This window comes from Streptomyces sp. bgisy100, from assembly GCF_057709105.1.
Window position 1 is genome coordinate 1 of record NZ_JBYITE010000029.1, and the last position, 20,717, is coordinate 20,717.

Below are 20,717 nucleotides of genomic sequence, written 5' to 3' on the forward strand. Positions count from 1 at the left end.
ACGCACTTCGCACTGCCTCCTCCACCGCCGCCGCTTCTGCGGGGCTTTCCTGGCTGGCCGGGGGCAGGCTTGCCCGGGTCCTCCGCTGTAACATCGCAGTCGAGCTTGTCCGGTGGGCACGCCACTCCACCGCCAGGTTCATCGGCGGCCGCGGACCCCATCGGCACTCCGATGAGCAGCAACGCGAGCGAAGCGACTGCCGTGGTCGTCCGGCACGCTGTCAGCATGTCCGGCCCCGGTCTATCGCTGTCGTCCAGATGACCCACTTGCCACCTGACTTGATGGCGCTCGAGTTGTACACATGTCGGCGAGGCCCGTCGCCGTTCGATACGGCTTTGCCCGTTTTGGCCTTCACCTCGGTGTAGTTGCTGGTGTCCACGCAGTCCTTCAGCGTCGCCTTCTTGGCATCGATGGCAGTTACCTTCGGCGAGTTCACCGGCTTGCCCTTCATCACCGTGCCTTGGTCCTGGTGGTAGAGCATCGTCACCTTAATGTTGGCCAGAGCCTTGTTCCCCGCGTACGTCTTCAGTTCAGGCGCGAGTTTGGCTGTGGCATATGTCCGGTTCCGCGCCTCCCACATCAAGCGGTACGACTTCAGCACCGCCGCCTTCTCGGCACCATCGGGGTCTACCGATCGCGTCGGAGAAGGGCTCTTGCTGGACCCGACTTGTGAATCGCTGGTGTCAGAACTGCACGCGGACGTGGCCACGAGCGTGCCGAGGACCGGAACCAGCAAGGCTGCCAGAGTTCGGTTCCGGCTGCGAAGCTGTACTCGTCCCGGCTGTGCTGAATGTGCCACTACGCCTCCCCGTTACCTCTTCGACGGCGCCAGTAGAGCTGCAGCGTGTTGCGGACAGCGATGACAACGTCGATGTTTCAACCACCCCAAGTGGCCAGTCTGCTCCCCTACGTTACGCAAAGATCCTCCATTGGCCCAGCGGGTTCCAGATTCAGAACCGCCTGGTGGGGGCTGATCTGTCGTAGTTCCGCACGGCGGGAGGCTGGGATCGAATTCGGCCAGCCCACCTGCCCGCGTTAGGCATCGCGGTGAATCTGCGAGCTGGACCGGTCAAGCACGGGGGCTGACGACTGGAGTCGGCTGTCGAGCCCGCCTGGATGGGCGGACGGAGGGGCCGGCTCGCCTCCTCTTACCGGGGGGTCGGTGGGACTAGGCCAGAACGGATGGGCCGCGTGAGAATGCAACAGGACAGTCAGGACCGTGGGTACGATACTCTGGACGACAATTGGCAGAACGCTGGGTCAACAGCATCTCCGATGGCATCCTACGGTCGCTGGTCAAGAAGCGATTCGCCGTGCCACGAGGATGCTGCCGTGTGTGGACAGCTTGGCCACTTCCACGACGCGGCCGGGGCGCGGCGCGTGCACGACCAGGCCGTCGCCGATGAACATGGCCACGTGCTCGGGCCGGGTTGCCGCGCCTTCGGTGAATACCAGATCTCCGGGCCTAAGAGCATTGGCCGGAGCCGGGCGGCCGTCATGAATCTGGGTGTACGTGGTGCGCGAGATCTTGATGCCGGACACTCCGTAAGCGCGCTGCATCAGTGAGGAGCAGTCACACCGGTCGCGCGGGTTACTCCCACGCGGGTTGGTGCATGTTCCGCCCCATTGATAGGGGGTTCCCAGCTGTCCGAGTGCCCAGCGGATGGCGTTGCGGGCAGGCTGGGGGGCGTTGGCAGGGATTGTGTATCCGTCCGGAAGAGTGCCTGCCCGGATGGTGCCGTAGTCGGCTGCCTCTTGCGTTACACAGGGGCCTGTACCGGTTCCGGCAAGGCCCGGGCTGGCGGCTGCGGCGCCAAGGGTCGGGGCGATTGCGCGCTGCAGCTCGGCGGCCATCGATTCGTGCTTGGCGTACGCGTCGGGCTCTCCTGATTTCTGCACGCGCTGGGCGGCGACTGTGAGAGGCATGCGTTCCCACCCCTTCACGGACTTGAGCCCTTTGTAGAACTTGGTGCTGGCGTAGATCGGATCGAGGATCTGTGTGCGGGTGCCCCAGCCCTGGCTGGGGCGCTGCTGGAAGAGGCCGAGGGAGTCCCGGTCGCCGTGGGCGATGTTGCGTAGCCCGGACTCCTGCAGTGCTGTGGCGAGCGCGATGACCTGGCCTCGGGCTGGGATCTTCATCTGTACGCCGGTGGCCACGATTGCCTTCGCGTTGGGGATCTGTTCCTTGGGCACTGGCAGTCCGGTGACTTTGATATCAGTTGTGCTGTCGGCGAGGACGGCTTCGACACCTTGGGCGACTTGGGCTGCATCCACATCCGCTCCCGGACCCGATCCGGTTGTGCACCGGGCCCGGGACCGGGCAGCAGCCTCGGCTTCAAGCTCCGCCACGCCACCGACGTGCGCGGCGATGGCTGACACGAGGATGATTCCGAGCACCATCAGGCTGGGGCCGCCGATCAGCCACGCCTTTACCTTCTTGTTCATGAGCTGTCCCGTCGCTGAGTGCGCCGGGGGCCGCCCCGTGCCAGGCGCTGCCGCAGCTGCTGCTGACGCGCGGAGGCCGCGGGCTGCGCCGGTGACGGCGTCCGTAGGCTGTGCCGCTGAGTCGCGCGCTGGCCGGCGACGGCCCGGGCTCCTGGTGCTCCGTGCACAGGGGACGGAGCACTGGTGCGGCGTGCAGGCCGTGCACCTGGGCGGTAATTCGGGCGAGGAGGCGGAGCCGGACTTGAAGGCTGCGGGGGGTGCGTCGGGCGAGGAGGAATCGTCGGCCCAGCTTCATCCGACGAGGATGGTGTGGCCTGCTCGGGCTGGGCAGGGGGGTGCTCTTGCTCCGGGGTGCCGGGCTGTGCGCTCGGAGGCGGAAGTGAGGGGCGCGATTGGCGGGCTGCGGGCCGTGGGTATCCGTTCCGCCCTCCGTGGTTGATGCGCGACATCAGAGCTGTGGCTCCAACGGTTGCAGGCATCGCGTACCCGATGGCGGCGAGCGGGTTTCCTTGAGCGAGGGAGACACCGATCATTCCGCTGCGCACCAGGCCGCGGGCGGTGGCGCGGGCGATTCGTGGACGCTTGGTGACCGGCTCGGAGGCCGGAGCGGTGAAGGCGCTGCCGTGTGTGCCGCCGATGCGGTTGCTCGACATCTTCGCGCGCCAGCTGGAGCCGAGCTGCTTGGCCCGGGCGGAGAGCATCTTGCGCTTCATTACCGCGGCGATGCACACGAGGTCTATGCACAGGAACCGCAGGGTGAGTTCGCGTCCCCAGTCCTGCTGAACAGGGTCGAGTATTGCCTGGACGACGACGATGAAGATGGCCAGCGCGATCACGCTGGTGAGCATCTGTGCGAGTGAGCGCAGGACAGAGGCAGCCCAGTCCCACAGGTACGCCCGTCCAAAGCCGGGGATGGTGCCCACGACGAGTGCAGGCTCGCCTCGAATCGCGTCCCAGGCGATGCGGCACTGGGCGACCAGGAAGCCGCCGGCGAGGCCTGTGATCATCACGGTGACGATGGCGGCGGCCAGGAGCAGGAAGATGCTGCCGCCTACCTTGTCGAGGGACGCCTGCTTGGCTGCGTCCACGTCGCCCGGGACGCACCGTTTCTCAAAGGCTTCCATGGGGGCACCGCCGAAGTGCTCGACGGCCCAGCGAGTGGCCATGTCGATGGAGGCGTTGGAGTAGGAGGAGATTCCGCCGGTGGGGTCGATGTAGTCCGCCAGGCCGCTGATCTTCTTGAGCTTGTTCATGCGGCTGGTGACTTGGCGGTCGAAGGCGAGCTGGGAGATCTTGGTGTCGGAGTAGTCGGCTGCGCACTTCCCCTCGAAGACCCGGCCGTACTGGAGCAGCATGGCCGGCTTCACGACAAAGGCATCGGTCAGCGCATCGGTCAGGGGCCGGGCCAGAGCACTGCTGCTCGCCTTGTCGTCCGTGGGCTTGTCGCTGGTCGGGTCTGCGGGGTTGGCGTCCAGGATGACGTCCGCGACTTCCAGGGAGAGGCCTCGAGCCATCGAGAGGGCACCGTCCTGCTCCCCCATCAGCGTCTGCGGGGTCGAGGCGAGCAGTGTGGTGGTCAGTGCGGCGAGCACCAGCGAGACGGCTGCGTCGCCCCAGCCCTTGGCCCGGTCGCCGAAGAAGATCCGGGCAGTGCAGATGAGTGCACACACAGCCAGGAAAAGGCTCGGGAGGCCCATCTCCATGATCACTCTGGCGTGGAGTGAGTTGGCGACTGACAAGACCGGCGTCAGCAGGAGTTTGGCGAGTCCGAAAGACAGCGACCAGGCGATCAGCCAGCACGCGAATGCGATCAGCCATTTGGTGATCATGAAGTTCAGCTCGGTGATCAGGTTCTGGACGCCCAGGTCCCAGTCGAGCGTGCCCCCGGTGTCCGATCCCACGGTGTACGCGCTGATCGGCAACCCGTTCTTGTCGGTGACGTTGAAGACGCCCAGGACGCCGCCCTCATCGGGCAGGAGCTTGCGCAGCCGCTCCTTGTGCTGCCTGAGCATTTCCTTCTGTGCTGCTTTGGACACGTGCTCGCTCTGCTCGCGCATGACATCCTCGATCGCCTCGAGTTCCTCGGGCGTCGGGGTGCGCTGTCTGTCCGGTGCCGGACCGGCTGGCGGCGCACTCGGCGATGCGGTGGGCGACGAGGTCGGATCAGGCTTCGGTGTGGGCTCGGCGTAGGCGGGCAGCGAGGTGAGAAGAGTGAGGGTTGTCGCGGCGAGTGCGGCGATGACCAGTGCCAGGCGCAGGCGTGCTGTGCCGAGCATCCGCAGCCGTGGCCACCCGTTTGTCGGGGAGGTCATGCCACAGTCCGGTAGTCGCTGGGGGTGGTGTGGATGACGCGGTGGATCGCCTCGTCCATGGGGATCAGCACCTTCATCAGGCCGATGCGTCCTGCCAGGTCCCGGTAGAGGCACTCGCCTGCGCGGGCCAGCTTCTCCTCTTCCGGGAGGTCCAGGGGGGACAAGCCAGTGGTGACCAGGTCGAGCAGATCGGTGTCGGTGGCGTCGACGCCGAGGAATTCCAGTCCCCGGGAGGCGAGTGCGCGGGTGGTTTGGCGGAAGAGCAGGCGGTGCGGGATCAGGCCGCGGATGATGGCGCCCTTCTCGCTGTCGGCCGGCCCGACGTCGTCCGGGTCGTGCGATCCCACGTAGGCGGCGGCATTGTGCTTGCGGCCGTCACGCATGAGCTCCAGCAGCAGCTCAAGGCCCTCGTCGGAGCTGGTGAGCCACCAGCACTCGTCGAAGACGGCGACGCCGAACTCCTCCTTGTGCCGCATGACGGTCTCGCGCGCCACGGCGGCGATCAGGTACATGAGCGCGCGGCCTAGAACCTTTTCGAACTCTAGGCGCTCGATGCGGTGGTCGGAGGCGAGCTCGGACTTCTTCGGCAGGGCCAGGGAGTTGACGAGGAAGACGACGGAGTCGGCCCGTGCGGTGTCCACGACCGGCAGCTGGTCGTCGAAGACCACGGCGGCGAGGTCCTTGCGCGCCACTGCCTTGAGCTTGCGAGCCAGGTTGCGGGCAGGGGTGTCCTCGTCCCCTCGTCGGATGAGCTCCTCTATCAGGGCTCGCATGGACGGCTTGGGGCTCTCCAGGACCGCCTGCACGGCTTCGGAGAGGGCGACGCCTTCCAGGTCCATCGGCTTCACACCCAGCAGCAGGGTCAGGAAGCTCTCGCAGAAGCGGGCCGCAACCTTTGGGCTGTCCTTCACGAACAGGCGCAGCGGGTCGAGCGAGACTTCAGCGCTCTGGTCGATCCGGATGACCTGGGTGGTGCCAGGGCATGCCTTGGCGAACCGGGCCCACTCTTCTTCTTTGGTGCGGTCGACGATGACGGCACGTCCACGGCTGTGGGGCTTGCCGGGCTGATGGCCGCGAGCGAGGACGTTATAGACGGCCGACTTCAGGCCTACGGACTTGCCGGCTCCGAGTTCACCGATGAATGCCATCGATGCGGAAGCATTCTCTCGGGGGCCGCGGGCCGGGTCGACCATGACGGGGCGGGCGCCCCCGGAGGCGAGCTGGAGACCGAACAATCCGCCCCTTTCGTCGCCGAGCTGGGAGCCGCACCAGGGCATGGCCATCGCAAAGTCACCGGCGAGCAGGTACTGGGCGTACCCGGTCATGACCCGGGGGGTGCGGCAGCCTGGCTGCATGGCGTGCCACAGGTTGGTCTGCTCGCCCACCGGGCGGGCGAACGTGTAGTCGGTGGCGCCGAAATCACTGGCGAGGGCGACTGCGCGGTCCTGAGCCTCGTCCGTGGTGGTACCCCACACCGCGAGGGTGACCATGGCGCGGATTTCGACCTCGCGTGCCGAGGTGGTCAGCCGGTCGCGGAACTCGTCGTTGTCGGCTTCGTTCTTCGCGAGCGCGGCCGGGGGACCAGCCGGGTCACCCTGGTACTCAGCGGCCTGCGCCTTGAGGTGACGGGCGCGCTTGCGCGTCTTGGCTTCGGCCTTGGCGCCCGGCGTGATGACCAGCCGAGCGGTCCAGTCGACCGGATAGGCCAGGTCATCCAGCTGCTGGAGGTATGCCGCACCGGGCAGGGCGAAGGCCTCCGGCATCTCGGAGAGCGCGAGCAGTGCCTGGTAGGAGTCGCCCCACTCTGAGGAGACCTGAACGAAACGCCGCTCGAAAGGGTTGCCGGGCGCAGCATTTCGGTCGTGGAAGTCGGCGCCGCCTTCGGCGATCAGCACATTGCCGAGGGCCGCGACGGTGCGGCCGCGGCCGCGTACCTTGGCTTCGGTGCCGTCGGGCAGAAAGGGCTCTGCCAGACCGCGGCGCGCACTGTGACCGTAGATCCAAAGGATCTCGGCTTCGGTGGCCGGCCGCATCGATACGCCCGTGGGCCACTGGGCGTGCATCCGCCTGGCCTGCTCGGTGCGTCGCTCGATCTCGTTCGTGGTGACAGGGGAGGGCATCAGTCCCAGTTGCAGGGCGACTTCGGCCTTGGCTGCGGAGAAGGCTGCCCCCGCAGCGTCCTTACGGGACAGGGCGGGCAGGGGGATCGCCAGCCAGTCGGTGCGGCCGGTGAGTTCCATGTTCTCAAGCTGGTCCAGTACGGCGTGACCGAGCCGCTCGTAGCGCGGTGACTTTTTCAGATCAACATCCGCGACCATGGCGCGGACCACGGCGATCGGGTCGACCTGGGGGCACAGCGACATCAGCATCGGCTCGCCGGTGAGGCTCTTAAAGAGGGATTCGAGGGCTTTGAGGCGGCGCTTCTTCGCTGTGGCCGGTGCGTGAGAGTAGTTGGCGGCGGCCACGCGCCAGATTGCCCAGGTGGTGCCGTGGGTGGTGAAGACGAGGTTGTTGGCAACGTGGCGGATCGGCAGGCGCATCTCACTTCTCCGGGTCGGTTCGTGTGGGTGCGGCGCGGCGGGCGAGCAGGGCCTGGGCGCCGGACGCCACAGGGGCGCTCTCAGTCGCATCGGGTGCGGGTGCGGCCGGGGCCGGCCGGGCAGCAGCCCGGGCCGGCCCCACGGGGCGGGTTATAGAGGTGGCGGGCGCTGGCCGTTCCTCTGTGAGAGTGGTGCTGCCCGGAGCCGGAGCTCGGTTGGCGGCAAGGGTGATCAGGGTGTCGCCGCTCATCGGCCGGGCGGGGCGGAAAGGCTGGCCGTGGACCCTCCCCCACCGCGGGCTGGTCATCATCACGGCGACACTGATCAGAGCGGCGATTGGGTTACGGCCGTCGATGTGCAGGTGCCGTAGTAGGAACGCGGCCGCGAACGGCAGGCCGAGCAGCACCACGACATCGACTAGACCGTGCCCGCCCCAGATGGCCCGGGTCAGGATCAGGACCACGAAGGTGCTGACGATGGCCGCGAGCTGCGTGAGCGTGTAGGGGCCGCCCGGCAGTCGGATCCCGCGGCCGCCGTTGACGTCACGGATGACGCCGTGGACCAGCGGGGCACGCCGGGCCTTGGTATAGCAGCGGCCGATCAGCTCGCCGTCGGTCTCTGACGCGTCGACCAGGGTGGTGGTCACTGGTCACCCGTCCCGGCGCCGCCGCCGTCGTACTGGTTGATGTCCTCCGTTGTCTTGTCCTTGAGGGTGTCCATGTTGGCTGAGCCGCCCCAGACGATGGCCGCGAAGATGACGGCCATGATCGTCGGGCCGGGCGACTTGGTCTTGACTCCGACGATGACGACGAATGCCCCGCACAGAACGGGGATGGCGACGTTGAAGATCAGGTCCTTGAGGTCGTTGCCGAGGCCGGTACCGGTCTGGATCCAGCCGGCAGCGAGGAAGGCGGTGTCGTACATGAGTCTTCTCCTTGTCAGGACGGGGGCGTTTGAGCGGGGCTGGGCGTGCGCACCGTGCTGGGTGCAGGCGAGGTCTTCGTGCGGCCGGCCTTCAGATGCGCGGTGGATGCGGCGGGGGCGCCGTCGAGGCTGGCGATCTCCCATCGGCCTGCGCGAGCCTTGAGGGTCAGTGCGTAGGTGAGCGGCACCCGGATCTCGTCTTGATTGGTGGCGCGCAGCGCGACCAGGAGCCGGAGGGTGGTGCCGTCGCCGGGCACGGTGGTCACCGGCTCGGCGCCCTTCTCGCCCTCGATGGCGAGACTGTCGACGGCAATGCCGGTGTAGGGCGCGGGAGCGATGGCGTTGAGCTTCGTGCCGGGGGCAAGGTAGCGGTCGAGTTCGCCAGCACCGGTGAGGTAGGCGGACAAGAACTCCGTGGCCGCTTGAGTACGCGGATCTGCCGGAAGGGCCGGCCGCATCGGCCCGTAGGCGAGTCGAGGAGCCTTGATCCTTACGGGAGCGGCGACTTCGGCCGGCATGGCCAGCGCTGTGTAGCCGCTTCCCCGGTCGGCCGTGGGCGCGGTGGCGACGGGGACCTGGAAGTAACGCACGGCCTGAGGCTGCGTCGGGGCCTTGCTCTCGTCTTTGCGGCGCTGGTTGTCGGCTGGCTTCGTGTTGGTGATGCGGGCGGCGACCGTCACTGACCAGATACCGGGGTCGGTCTGCCGCAGCCGTACGACGGTGAGCTGGTCGCCGCGTTGCCGGTCCGAATCTCCCTCCAAGGGCAGGCTTGCGGCGTCCGGGTAGTAGTCGGCGAGCTCGTCCTGGTCGTCCTCCCCTGCTGAGATGAAGGCGGCGACGAAGAGCTGGGCGAAGCCGGCCGCGCCCTGGGCGCCGGTGGCGGCCGGGGCGGTGGGCGCCGGCTTTCCCTGTGAAGGCCCGGTCTGTTCCGGCACGGACACATACGCGAGTGCGCCGAGCAGTGGGCCGAGGACTAGCAGGCCCCAGGCCGTCCAACGGATGGCGGCGGCCGTGTTTGCCTGCGCACCGGTAGACCAGCCAGCCACATAAGGGGGCCCCTCGTCGATGTCGAGGTTCTGTGCTTCGGCTTCGGTTGCTCCCTTGGTCCGACGGCGGTTGAACTTCATGCCGAGCCTCCGAAGGGCAGCAGGGTGTGGCCGGCTAGCTCGGTGATGCGCTGGCGCAGCTCGGTCTCCGGGCGCTGCCGCAGGGCTTCCAGGGAGGCGAGGACGTCGTCGGCGTCATCGGCGAGGAATGCGCGCAGCCGGTTGTAGGTGTCGGTGTCGAAGGGCTGTGAGACGAGGGCGGCACCGAGGTGGATGAGCAGACGCTGGGCGCGGGTGACGCGCTCTTCGTCGGCATCGAGGGGTGCCTTGGCGGTCTGGGGCATGCGGTTCTCCTTGGGTGGGTGCGAATGAGGGGCGGCGGGGCAGAGGTCCGGCTTACGCCGCGGGGCTCAGGAGTGAGGCGGAAAGACGGGCTACGGCCCGGGAGCGGCGGCGCTGCCACGCACCCGGTGTCGTGCCGAGGCGAGCGGCAGCGACTGCGTCCGTGACCGGGGCGGTGGTGTAGTGCCAGGCGATGGCGCGGCCGTCGGTTGGCGAAAGAGTGCCGCTGTCCATGGCGTTCAGGACGAGCTCGAGGAGTTCCAAACGGGCACGGCTGGCTTCCCTTTCGCTTGTGCCATTGGGGGGCTTAAGTCCGGCGGCGGTCGCTGCCCTACCGATGGCTCGGCCTTCAGCCATCTCGGCCGGACCGGGCCCCCTTTCGGCCAGGCTCATGGCGGCGGTGAGGTCTTCGCCACGGTCCTCCCGGTCGGCAGCGACTTCGCGGCAAAGGTGACGCAGCGTGTCCAGGGCCAGGTTGGCGGCGGGTCGGCCGGGACGGGTATGGATCCGTCCGGAGCACGCGACTTCGTAGAGCGCGGTCACCGTCATGGAGGCGATGTCGTCGAAATGTCGGCCACCGAAGGGGCGGACTTGCCCGCGGGTCATGCGGACTGCGGCCGGGATCATGGCCTGCACGATGATGCGGGCAGCGAGCGTGGCCGATCCGCCATCGTCGGCCGCACGGCGCAGCAGGGCGCGCAGGATGGCATCGGTCAGCTCGTTGGTCAGGTGGCTGTCGCGGCGGCGGAGTGCGGCGAGCAGCTGGGCCGGGCCAAGCGGTCGCACCCAGGAATCGGTCGCTGCTGCAACATCCTCGGCGAGGCCATCGGCCACCAACCAGTCGGTCACGGTGGCTTGCACGGCTGGCTCGGCGCACAGGGCCGCCCAGTCCGCGTCCAGACGGTGAAAGATCCCGCTGGGGGTGGGGGCGGGTTGCTGTACGTCGAGCACGGCACGCTCCTTTCGGATCTCGTGCCGTGAACTCTCCTCACACTGGCTTGCCCGAAGGCTTGCCCAGCTCCCTAAAATGCCAGGTGGGGGGCTTGCCCATGTGCCCGGCAAGCCCCCGGCCTCTGGTGAGGCAAGCCTGCAGACTGGCTGGCAAGCCTCGTGACCGGCCGGTGCAACCCTCGGCAAGCCCTCTGAACGGTGGACGACCCTGCTCCCTGCTGGAAGCAGCAGGCGCGCACGGACGGGGATGATCGGTCCCAAAGATGGGGTACCGATGAGCGGCGCATCAATCACGCCCACTGACTGACGAGGCACCGGATCGGGCATCGGTCATAGCCGGGGCGATCGGTCACAGAGGCACCGGTCGCCGAGATCGGTCATTGGCTCGCCGATCACCAGATACGGTCACAGCCAACGAGCGTGACCGATGACGGTGGCCAACGACCGGACACCCCCATCGGTCACTCCTGCACAAGATCGGTCAGCTTCTAACCGACCGGAGACGGATACGGCCTTCCTGTCGGCGCTGCTCTTCCAGGTACTCGGCCGCGGCGTTCACTCGACGCTGCCCGGTTTTGGGCGATAGCCCAAAACGGCGGGCCACTTCCGCTCCGGAGAGCCTCTGCCCGGCATCCTCAGCCTCGGCAAGCCACTCCGCCACCGTCACTATCTGTTGCTGAACTGGATCCAGTTCAGGATCATCCGACTGCTGCTCGGGCAGCCGAGCTGTCGCCTGCCCTGTATTGGTGTGCGAGGCGTTCCAGACTGCGGGTTCACCGAGGCTAGTCTTCGCCGTTGCCGCAACGTCCGCAGGAGCGGTCTGCTGCGGCACTCCGTCCCCGGCCCGGCAGACACTGTCCGCCGAAGACGCCGGTACAGGCTCACGCCGGTGCTGCTCAGCCACCGCGGGAGCCGACTGGGCGGCAATGGACTGCGGCAAAGGCACGTAGACCGGGAGCGGCTCAGCGACGGCCGGTCCGGGCGCTCGCCCATCAGTCGAGACGACTGATGCGGCCGGCAGAGCATCGGCAAGGGGGCTGTCCGGACGGGTTTCGGCGGTCACGGGAAACTCCTGCGCCGGGGTCGCCAGCTCGCTCTCCAGTGACTGCGGGTCCGTCCCCGCATTGGCGGTCCTAGGAGCGACTGTCTCGCTCTCCACCACAGCCTGCGCCGCGTGGGACCTATCGTCGGGCGCGCCGGGCCCGGCCGGCAGGACTGCCGGGTCGATGCCGGCGGCTGCCAGCCCCGCCGCGCCGGTACGCGAGAGCGGTACGCCGTAGCGCGCGAGCCGGAGCGGCATCAGGGACTCGACGGGTGCCCTGCGGCGCCAGGAGCGGCCGTAGCGGGCGCGGAGCCGGGCCTGGTAGACCAGCCGGTCCTGTTCGAGCTGGATGACCTCGTCGTAGCTCCGCAGCTCCCACAGCTTCATCCGCCGCCAGAGCCGGAAGGTGGAGGGGAAGGCCAGCAGCCAGCGGGCGACGCGGACCGACTCCATGTGCCGGTCGGCGGTGATGTCGGCGATCCGGCCCACCGCGTGGCGGGCCGCTTCGACGGCGACGACGAAGAGGACGGGGATCACCGCGTGCATGCCGACCCCGAGCGGATCCGGCCAGGCGGCCGCGCCGTTGAACGCGATGGTCGCGGCGGTCAGCAGCCAGGCCGTCTGCCGCAGCAGGGGGAACGGGATGCGGATCCAGGTCAGCAGCAGGTCCAGGGCCAGCAGGACGACGATGCCCGCGTCGATGCCGATAGGGAATAACCCGGAGAAACCGCCGAAGCCCTTCTTCGCGGCGAGCTCGCGCACCGCCGAGTACGAACCGGCGAAGCCGATGGCCGCGATCACGATCGCACCGGCGACGACCACGCCGATCAGTATGCGATGCGCCCAGGCGGGCTCTACCGGCTTCGTCGTCTTACCTGCGGTCACCTGCTGTCGCCCCTCCCAAACCAATGCCTCATCACACGCGCCAAGCGCCTTTCACACTCTCACGATGTGATGGCGGCCTGCCTGGTTCGGGAGGCGTGAAGACGTGATCGTCAACGAAAAGTGATCACGCCGGGGGCTAAGGGGTGGACACCCAACTGGCCGCCCCTCCTGGACGAGATCGCAGACATGGTTGACCCAGGCTGAGTCGCAGCCCGACGCTCGGAATACGATCACCACTTCCTGACGTCTACCTCGCTCAGGGAGCCCCGTCGCCTGACGAGCTACTGATCTAGGAAGCAGTCTGGACCTGCCGCGAGGGAAGCTCGGCGCCAATTCACAGGGCCAGGCTCGGCCCGACGAGCCCAGGGCAACGGTGACGGTTGTGCTTCCAACGACGGGAGACTTCGCGGTTCGAGGCCAGGACTGGAAACGAGGCTGACGAGGGACCGGACCGCAACCGGCCATGCGCACAGCGTGCGAGGCGCTGCTGCGGAATCCAGTCGGCAGCGGTCGACGCCGACGGGCGGCGTAGTGGTGTCCCCTGAGTGGGTGATGCTGGGCAAACCGGGGTGGTACGGATGGAGTGGCTCAGCTCTGCGGGGATTACCGCACTGAACCAGCATCAGACCGAGTTGAAGCGGTATGCGGGGGATCCTGCGGCCACTGGGTGGGGGCCTTCCCGGGGCCGACTTGGGGCCGAGCCCGCCCGATGAGGGGTCACGGAGTGAGAGGCGGGGGCGCTGGCCGCACGGGCTCTGTGTACCGCTTGCCCTTCATTGCCGCTTCGCTGTCGGGCAGAGTCCTCTCAGAGCGGCAGCGTTATGCCTAGTTCCTGCATTGCTGAAGAAGGCGGTCCGCCCTCAGAACGCTCTGTCTTTCGCCCCTTGTTGCCTGCTGAGAGCGTGCGCGGATCGACAGCTTCGGCGGGGGCCCCGGTGGCATAGAGGCCAGTGGGCTTGCTGTCACGGTCGTGGGGCAGCAGCCAGAACACTCTGCGGCGGAAAGTCCCGGAGGACCTGGAGGCTTTGGCCTCCGGGCCAAGGAGGGCGTACCCGACCATGCGGCCGTCACGGTGATAGGCCGGCTTACCGCGCCTGGTGGGAAGCCGGTCCAGGCTCTGTCGGACGTAGTCGAGGTCCGTGATGGTCTCGAGCCAGACAAGCTCGGTCTCATGGCTGATCTCGTCCTCGGTGATGAGGGAGCTCATGCGGTCTCCTCGTCGGTGAGCAGTCCGATGCCCGGGTAGTACTTCCGCGAATTGGACAGGATCATCTCCTTGGGCGAGGCCAGCCCGATCAGCTCACGGGCCCGTGTCGCGAACGCACGGGAGGAGATAGCGGGTGCTCCCTCATTCTGGCACCAGGTCTTGTAGGCGGCGTAGAGCCGGGCCTGTTCTGCCCTGTGGTCGGGGTTGAGGGAGCAACATTCATCAAAGAAGCGGCCGGTGTGATCTTCGGTTTCGGCATAGGCGGTGGTGGCGATGCGGACGCGTTCGGGTCCGGTGAGATCTTTGTCGCCGTTGAGGTAGCGGCGGGCGCCGTCGATGAGCCAGCCCAGGATGCCGGGGCCTTCCTCGGTGACCAGGATGTCGGCAAGGTTGTCGATCTTGCGGTCATCGGGGACTACGCGTTCGAACGGGATGAGGCGCATACGACGCCAGAAGGCGAAGCCCCCGGTGCCGACTTCCGGACGGTGGTTCCCCAGCAGCCAGAGCTTGTGGGTGGGGGCGAAGCTGAAGAAGTCCTGTCGCATGCGGCGAGCTTTGATGCGGTCTCCACCGGTGAGGAGCTTGACCCTGGCTTCGTCGAACTTATCGCCGGGTTTGACCTCGGAGCAGACAAAGACCCTGCGGCCGTGGAGTTCGGCCAGGTCGGTGGGGTGGCCCTCGTAGGGGCGGGCCATGAGGAAACCGGGCGGAGCTGCGTCCGCGTAGTCGCCCAGAAGCTTCATGAGGACGTCGAGCAGGACGGATTTCCCGTTCTTGCCAGAGCCGAACAGGAAGGGCATCACCTGGGCGCCAACATCTCCGGTAACTGAGTAGCCGAGCAGCACGTGCAGGAAGTTGATCATCTCCCTGCCTTCGGCGTCGTCGCCGAAGGTGTCGGCCAGGAAGCGGTTCCAGCGAGGGGTGGGCATCTGCTCGGGCCCGGTGGAGGTGGACCGGGAGTGGAAGTCCTTGTTCGGGTCCGGGACTCGTAGGAAGCCAGTGCGCAGGTCGACCAGTCCCGCGGGGGTGCACAGGGCGTAGGGGTCGGCGTCGAGCCGGGCCGCGTTGAGGACCATACCGGGGGCTGACTTTGCCTGCGTGAGCATGGCGTTCATGCCGGAGGTGCTCAGGGCTCGGCGGCGGTGCTTGTGCAGGGCTGAGGAGGTATGGATGCCGCGCGGATCGGTTGAGGCGATGCTTTCCGCGAGGTCCCCAGCTGCCCAGACGACGGTGTCGTCCTCGTCCATCTGCCATCGGGTGGTGTCCCACCTGTACCAGCCCAGGCCGGGGACGTGCCGGTAGTCGTTGGCGTACAGCTTCACAAAGAGCTTGGCGTTGCCGCGATCGCTCAAGGTATCCGGGATCAGGCCAGCCGGCGTCGCGTGGTCGACCGTGTGGCTGGCTTCCCTGGCTTGGGCAGGCAGAGGCGTGGGGGCCTGAAGGATCTGGGCCGCCACTGCATGGGGGTCGAAGTCGAAGAGGTAGCTGTCGCCGGGCGATGTCACGAGCAGCTCCCGAGTGTAAGGGGACGCTGTGTGCCGGCGTTCAGGCCGCTGCGGATGATTTGCGCGGCGCGGTGGGCTTGGCCCGGGCGCGCGGCTGCGGCCGCTTGGGTCAACGCTTGTTCGGCGGCCTCGTAAGGGAGGTGTCCTGCCGCCACGAGGCCGCCGGCGGTGTAGGCGGCTCGGTTGAGCTTCTCGGAGAAAGCGGCGCCTTCCGGCACGGCCGCGCAATCGACGACGTTAGCGAGGGCGGTGGCGAGCGCCCGGGTGGCCCGGTCCCGGCTGCCACCCGCGGCGAGGACTGCCCTGCGGGCACGCGGAGGGACGGGGCGTGGGGAGGGAACGGTGGGAGCAGGCAAGTGGTTGGTGCGTTCGAGTTCCGCTGCGAGCCAGGCCGGAAGCGGAACGGGTTTCCGAGCAGGGCCGACTGGGGTGTAGGTCCCGTCCGTGGTCGTGGTCCCGGGGGCGATGATGTAACCGCCGTGGGCTCGGATGTCCACCTGCCAAGCCAGCGCGCGTTCTTTAGCCGACCCGGTGGAGCACTGCCAGCGGAGCCCGTCAGTGACCTGGTACCAGACGTGGAGCCCGCCGGAAGGGGTACGTACGCGCAGGGTGCTTTCATCGTCCGCAGGGCTTGTAGCTCCGCGCAGCGCGGCCAAGACCGCCAGTGTGTGATAGCCAGTCGCCAGGCCCGTGAGGTCGACATGGTCCCCGATGGAGATCCCGGGAAGCACCCGGTCACGTGCGGGCGGCTGCTGAGGGTGCGCGTCGATGTCAATGATGACGAGGTGGGCCGGGCCGCAGGCCACGCCCACACCCAGAGCCGGGTTGTTGCCCCACCACTGATCGATGCGGCTGCTGTCCAGGGTGGCGGCGTGGAAGCCGTGGCACCAGCGCCCTTCCTTAAAGCAGACGCAGTGGTGATGGGTGTGGCCTCGTGAGCGGCAGGACCGGCAGTTCGCGGCAGGGGTCTTACGACCTGCCGCCAGCGGATGAACAGGCCAGCCGTTGCCAGCACACCAAGCCGCCAGAGTCAGTGACGACACAGCGACCGAAGTCTCGGGAACTGACTGTTGCGAGTCGCTGCGCGAAACCCGCAGCTCAGCAGGCATGTGCTTCCCCTAACAGCGACCCAAGCGACTCAACAACGGACACAGACTAGCGAATGCGTCTCCTCCAGGGTTGCATCCCTGGAGGAAAAACCTGCCTGCCGTGTCGGTTCAATGGTGCCCAGAAGCGATCGACCACAGCGACCGAGAGCCAGGCGAGCGACCGGCGCCGACGGATGCAGCTAGCTGGCTGCTAGGAAAAAGCGCAGGTCAGGACGTGGAGTTCCGCCCAACAGCGACTGAAGCGACTCAGGTCTCCTATATATGACGCGCACACGCACACAGGAATGGTTTCATATACCCGGACTGTCAGTCGCTTCAGTCGCTGCGGATCCAGTGGTATCCCTTTAACCTGCGCCTTTAGCCGCCCGCCTGGCAGCGGCCGGCCCTCAATCGGTCGCTGGTTTTGAGTCGCTGTGCACAACAGCCGCACTTGGCCAGGCCTCGCGAGCGACTGACATCCAGCTCCGACGACGGGATGGATGCCGTGCGTCCGTCCCGTGTTGAGTCGCTTGTGACGCCTGGCAGTGCTGCCTGAAGGATCGTCGGCCTCACCGGCTCCCAGAGCATCGGGACAGCGATTGGCTCGCCGATCCACACTCCCCATAGCGACTGAAGCTACCCACACTCCAAGTCCCCCTGCAGAGACGAGAGACTGTCTCTGCAGGTATGACCGGCAGTCGCTTCGGTCGCTTCAGCGTTCAGTGACTTCGCGATGCCCCAGACAGCAGCAGTCCAACAGCGATCCGTTGCAGCAGCCAGCCGTCGGCATGTTCAAGCCGTCGTGCGCAACCGGGCCCAGCTGTTTCGACGACCGCACCTCGAACATTCCGGCCCCCGGCTGCCGCTCGGCATCAACAACGACGCCGGTCTGGAGGGCCGTCCAACCGGCCCCGAGCAGCCTCCTGCCCCTCCTGGGCTCTCCAGAGCACTCCCGATCTGCCCGTCGCCCCCGTTCCCGGCCGCTCGTGGCTGGCCGGGAACCGACCAGGTGGCCGGGGGTTCGACACCGTGCTGCCGTTCAGGGATCCCCCCGGACTGGCTAAGTAAACCGCTCAGTCGCATCATCGGTTCTATGCCCTCACACGTGTCGCCCGTTAGAAGTCGAGCTCCACGTAGTCGATGTCGGTGAACTCGACCAGGAGGCCGTCGGCGCGGCGGGCGTTGTCCTTAAAGTAGATCTCCTGCAGGCCCTCAGCGGCGATGTCCTGCAGTTGTTGCTCCGAAGCGCCTGTGGCCTGGGCGTCGAAGAGACGGGCGGCGTAGGGGGGCGGGAGATGTTGGGTGATCAACCGGATTCGTCCGTCATCCGTCGTTCCTGGGGCGGCGGTGAAGCCGAACCGTGCTCGGGTCTCGAGGGTGATCCCGCCGGTCTGTGCGGCGCGGCGCTGGGCTCTCTCGCGCACCTTGGGCTGCCAGCGGCGACGTACCTCGCGCTCTATGCGTGCGGCGAGGTCCTTGCGGGGCCGCCGGATCTGAGCCTTGATATAGCGCTCCACGGTGCGCTGGCTGATGCCCAGGAGTTGCGCGACGGCTTTGGTGGAACCCTTGTGCTGCTTGACCAGGTACCGCATCCGCGCTCCTGCCGACTTGGGGATTGGTCGGGTTGTGGTGGCGGCTGTGGCCTTCTCGAGGCTGTCGCTGATGATGCCCACGTAGGTTTCCTACTCCCCGTCGAGTGCGGCGTCGGTGCCCTTGATGTGCCGGGCGGGATTGTGGCTTCCGTCGAGCATCTGCACTGCCCACAGAAGATCCTGGGTGCCTTCGTGCTTGACCATGCCGGGCGAGACGCCGAGCCGGAAGCTGCCGGGTGCCGGCCTGCCGTCGGTGGTGTGTGGCAGGAAGTCGAGCGGGCTGGGGCCGTCGGAGAGGTAGACGGCGCAGTCCGACAGCAGGGCGATGGGGAGCAGCGCGTCTTGGTCGAGCATCAGGTGTGTGGACGGCGCTGGGCCCTGCTGTCCGGAGAGGGCAGTCTTGAGGATCTTGCGGTGCATGTTGATGCGGGCGGTGGAGATGACGGCGGCGCGAATGTCGGGGCGCCAGGTCGGTCGCTCCAGTGCCGGCCATCGCTCTCCGAACTGATGCCTGATGCTTTTGGGCCGCTCGCGGAGCTTGCCGATGCCGCCCTTGACCGTGGACTTGATGGCGGACAGCACCGCGGCCAGGGCCGGGTCGGCAGCCTTGTGGTCTTCCATCGCCGCGAGAAACTCCGCCTCTGTGAGGTCTGAGGTGACGCCGAGGTCGGCCATCGTTGCCTTGTATGCCTCGCCGATGCGCTTGTACCAGGGATCCAGGTAGGGGCCGGACTCGGTGCGGACCCACGCCTCCATCGGCCGGATCTGTGCCGGGAGGCGATAGGTGTCGATGAGCTCCTCGGCGTAGGCGACGGTCGGTGTCGCGTACCACGCAGGTCCCTCAGGCCGGATGCCGTGAGGGGTGAATGGGTTGGGAAGGCGAGGGTCGAGCTCGATGGCGGACAGGTCCACCAGCCACGAGCCGGGCGTCTTCTTGTTGAACGTGGGCGCCTTTACATGCACCGGGCCGGACAAGCCGACGATCAGCCTGTTGGCGGCCGCGAGGAATGCGGTGTTCACGTCGATACCGACCGCGAAGGCCCGTTCGCACTCGGCGTCGGTGAGTAGCTGTGGGTCACGGATCCATTCGTATGCCTCCTCGTCCAGGACCTCTGCCGGGGTGCGCTGCCGGGCGCGGGGGTAGAGGGCCGCGGCGACCGGGTGTTCGTCCGGTGCTTCCGCTGGCGCCGGGTCGACTGCGTCGGTCAACGAGCCTGGCATTGCGCCGGGTACCCAGCTGCCGGTCCCCTCGTCCTTGACAGCTCGGGTCGGTGGCCGCAGCGCGGTCATCGCCTCCAGACCGGAAACTGCCGTGGAACCTCGTGGAGTGATGACACGGGAGGCATAGGTGCCCAGCACGTGGGCGATGTCCGCGGGCTCCAGCTGGTCGGTGGTCCCCCACGAGCGGGAATCGAGCGCATCCCACGGTAGGACCGCTAGTTGTACACATTGCCGGCGTCCGCCTTCGGCGGGACGGTAGATGCGGGCCCAGGGGCCGAGCCCGCGCTTGGTCAGTTGCCACTTCGCACGGGCGAGCTGCTTGACGACCTTGTGGTCCTCCGGCAGCCGCAGCCCGCGACGGTCCTCCAGCCGCTCTGGGAGACCGAACCGCTCGGTGGCCCCGGCGGTCAGCACGATCAATGGATCGGCATCCTTACCTGACGGATGTAGCCGAGGCGCGCCCAGATGCGCCTCGGCCAGCGTCCAGTCGACCAGGGCCGGGACGGTCTTGGCGGGGCAGTCCAGCACCAGACCGCCCACGCAATACAGTGATCCGTCGCCGTCCAGCACGCCGAGCGGGCCGTTGGCGAACTGGGCATCGGCGGCTGTGGCTGGCGTGTGCTCTTTCGTCGCCGGACGACGCGAGCTCGATGACTTGGCGGCCACCGGAACGAAGGGCGCTGCAGGGGCGGCGGTCGAAGCGGGTGCCGGGTCGGCCGATGCCGAGGCTGGGGGTGTGACTGCCGCCGGTGCTGCAGTGGTTGGAGGCTCTGGAGCCGGGGCGGGGAAGCGCTCGGCGAGGCCCTCCAGGAGCCGGGCGTAGGCGGCGCGCTTCGGTGGCCGTGGCTCGCTCCGCCCAGCTTCCCAGTTTCCGACCGACTCACGGCGTGCCTGAAGGGCCTTCGCGATCTGGTCCTGGCTCAGTCCGGCGGCCTCCCGCAGCCGTTTGCGTTCCACAGGCGGTGGCAGGGGGTCCTGAGCGACCTGTTCGAGCAGTGCGTCAACCGCGCTGAACAGTGCCTTTTCATCGTTGGACACGCGGATCACCTCCACTCCTCAGCTTACATGAAACGCATGTGAATTGCCCTCGGATTTAACGTCGATTGCGCATGGATGTTATGTTGACCATGGTCTACCAGTCGGTGACGCCCTCAGGCAGCGCTGGGATGGTCGCGGCGGCGCGGTGAGGCTCTGCAGCGACCTCTACAAGGCCGCGCACCGTCAGTACGGCGAGTTCCTGGCGGGTGATGTCCGCATCGCCGGGGTGAAGGTTCGTCCGGACACCCACCGATGGGGGGGGGCTGCGGTCGAGGATCACGTCCGGGAGTAAGGGTTCGACGCGGTGGTCGAGTCCGCCTAGCTGACATTCAGGGGTTTTGTACCTCCGCAGCCGCGTACCGGCAGACCGGATACCGGAACCGGACTCGATGCCCGGGCGTGCGATCCGCACGACGAGACCCCCGGCTGCGGAGCCAGGCAAGGTGCTCGGCAGAGGCTCTGCTGCTGGCTTGCCTCCCGGCTCTGTGCCTCCTCGAGCTCGCTGAGCTGCCCAACCCGCGGGTGACGGCTCGCAGGACCCTGCACCACATCGCGCACCGCGTCCGCAACAACCCGCGC

The 20,717-nt window shown here is 67.5% G+C and carries 16 protein-coding genes; 1 reads left to right on the top strand and 15 read right to left on the bottom strand.

The window, feature by feature from the left end; all coding sequences use genetic code 11:
* Positions 1-220: 220 nt before the first annotated feature.
* The 15 genes from AC3EQ1_RS19590 to tap form a co-directional block, all read right to left on the bottom strand.
* Positions 221-601, bottom strand: a complete 381-nt coding sequence (locus AC3EQ1_RS19590; RefSeq protein ID WP_432095619.1) for a hypothetical protein — start codon at positions 599-601, stop codon at positions 221-223.
* Positions 602-1,296: 695 nt separating this feature from the next.
* Entirely contained in the window at positions 1,297-2,400 is a 1,104-nt protein-coding gene (locus AC3EQ1_RS19595) for a C40 family peptidase (RefSeq protein WP_432095706.1), read from the bottom strand.
* 41 nt (positions 2,401-2,441) lie between these two features.
* Positions 2,442-4,721, bottom strand: coding sequence for a hypothetical protein (locus AC3EQ1_RS19600; RefSeq protein ID WP_432095620.1), 2,280 nt, complete (start codon positions 4,719-4,721; stop codon positions 2,442-2,444).
* A gap of 32 nt (positions 4,722-4,753) precedes the next feature.
* Positions 4,754-7,297: an ATP-binding protein gene (locus AC3EQ1_RS19605; protein WP_432095621.1), complete on the bottom strand. Its 2,544-nt coding sequence runs from the start codon at positions 7,295-7,297 to the stop codon at positions 4,754-4,756.
* A 1-nt stretch (position 7,298) separates the two neighbouring features.
* Positions 7,299-7,943, bottom strand: coding sequence for a hypothetical protein (locus tag AC3EQ1_RS19610; RefSeq protein WP_432095622.1), 645 nt, complete (start codon positions 7,941-7,943; stop codon positions 7,299-7,301).
* On the bottom strand, positions 7,940-8,221 hold the full coding sequence (locus tag AC3EQ1_RS19615) for a hypothetical protein (protein WP_432095623.1): 282 nt from the start codon (positions 8,219-8,221) through the stop codon (positions 7,940-7,942). Before AC3EQ1_RS19615 ends, AC3EQ1_RS19610 begins: the two co-directional genes overlap by 4 nt.
* Positions 8,222-8,235: 14 nt before the next feature.
* Entirely contained in the window at positions 8,236-9,348 is a 1,113-nt protein-coding gene (locus tag AC3EQ1_RS19620) for a conjugal transfer protein (protein ID WP_432095624.1), read from the bottom strand.
* Positions 9,345-9,611: a hypothetical protein gene (locus tag AC3EQ1_RS19625; protein WP_432095625.1), complete on the bottom strand. Its 267-nt coding sequence runs from the start codon at positions 9,609-9,611 to the stop codon at positions 9,345-9,347. Before AC3EQ1_RS19625 ends, AC3EQ1_RS19620 begins: the two co-directional genes overlap by 4 nt.
* A gap of 52 nt (positions 9,612-9,663) precedes the next feature.
* On the bottom strand, positions 9,664-10,560 hold the full coding sequence (locus tag AC3EQ1_RS19630) for a hypothetical protein (protein WP_432095626.1): 897 nt from the start codon (positions 10,558-10,560) through the stop codon (positions 9,664-9,666).
* A gap of 481 nt (positions 10,561-11,041) precedes the next feature.
* Positions 11,042-12,487, bottom strand: a complete 1,446-nt coding sequence (locus tag AC3EQ1_RS19635; RefSeq protein ID WP_432095627.1) for a DUF2637 domain-containing protein — start codon at positions 12,485-12,487, stop codon at positions 11,042-11,044.
* Between the two features lie 805 nt (positions 12,488-13,292).
* On the bottom strand, positions 13,293-13,694 hold the full coding sequence (locus AC3EQ1_RS19640; protein WP_432095628.1) for a DUF6009 family protein: 402 nt from the start codon (positions 13,692-13,694) through the stop codon (positions 13,293-13,295).
* A complete protein-coding gene (locus AC3EQ1_RS19645; protein ID WP_432095629.1) occupies positions 13,691-15,199 on the bottom strand; it encodes a DNA primase family protein in 1,509 nt (502 codons plus the stop codon). Before AC3EQ1_RS19645 ends, AC3EQ1_RS19640 begins: the two co-directional genes overlap by 4 nt.
* A complete protein-coding gene (locus AC3EQ1_RS19650) occupies positions 15,196-16,308 on the bottom strand; it encodes a bifunctional DNA primase/polymerase (protein WP_432095630.1) in 1,113 nt (370 codons plus the stop codon). The genes AC3EQ1_RS19645 and AC3EQ1_RS19650 overlap by 4 nt, the downstream gene beginning before the upstream one ends.
* A gap of 1,094 nt (positions 16,309-17,402) precedes the next feature.
* A complete protein-coding gene (gene tpg, locus AC3EQ1_RS19655) occupies positions 17,403-17,960 on the bottom strand; it encodes a telomere-protecting terminal protein Tpg (protein ID WP_432095631.1) in 558 nt (185 codons plus the stop codon).
* Between the two features lie 9 nt (positions 17,961-17,969).
* The gene (tap, locus tag AC3EQ1_RS19660) at positions 17,970-20,138 is read right to left on the bottom strand and encodes a telomere-associated protein Tap (RefSeq protein WP_432095632.1); all 2,169 of its coding nucleotides are present in this window, start codon (positions 20,136-20,138) and stop codon (positions 17,970-17,972) included.
* A 43-nt stretch (positions 20,139-20,181) separates the two neighbouring features.
* On the opposite strand from tap, the gene AC3EQ1_RS19665 reads away from it, so the two are divergent.
* The gene (locus AC3EQ1_RS19665) at positions 20,182-20,430 is read left to right on the top strand and encodes a zeta toxin family protein (protein WP_432095633.1); all 249 of its coding nucleotides are present in this window, start codon (positions 20,182-20,184) and stop codon (positions 20,428-20,430) included.
* Positions 20,431-20,717: the final 287 nt, after the last annotated feature.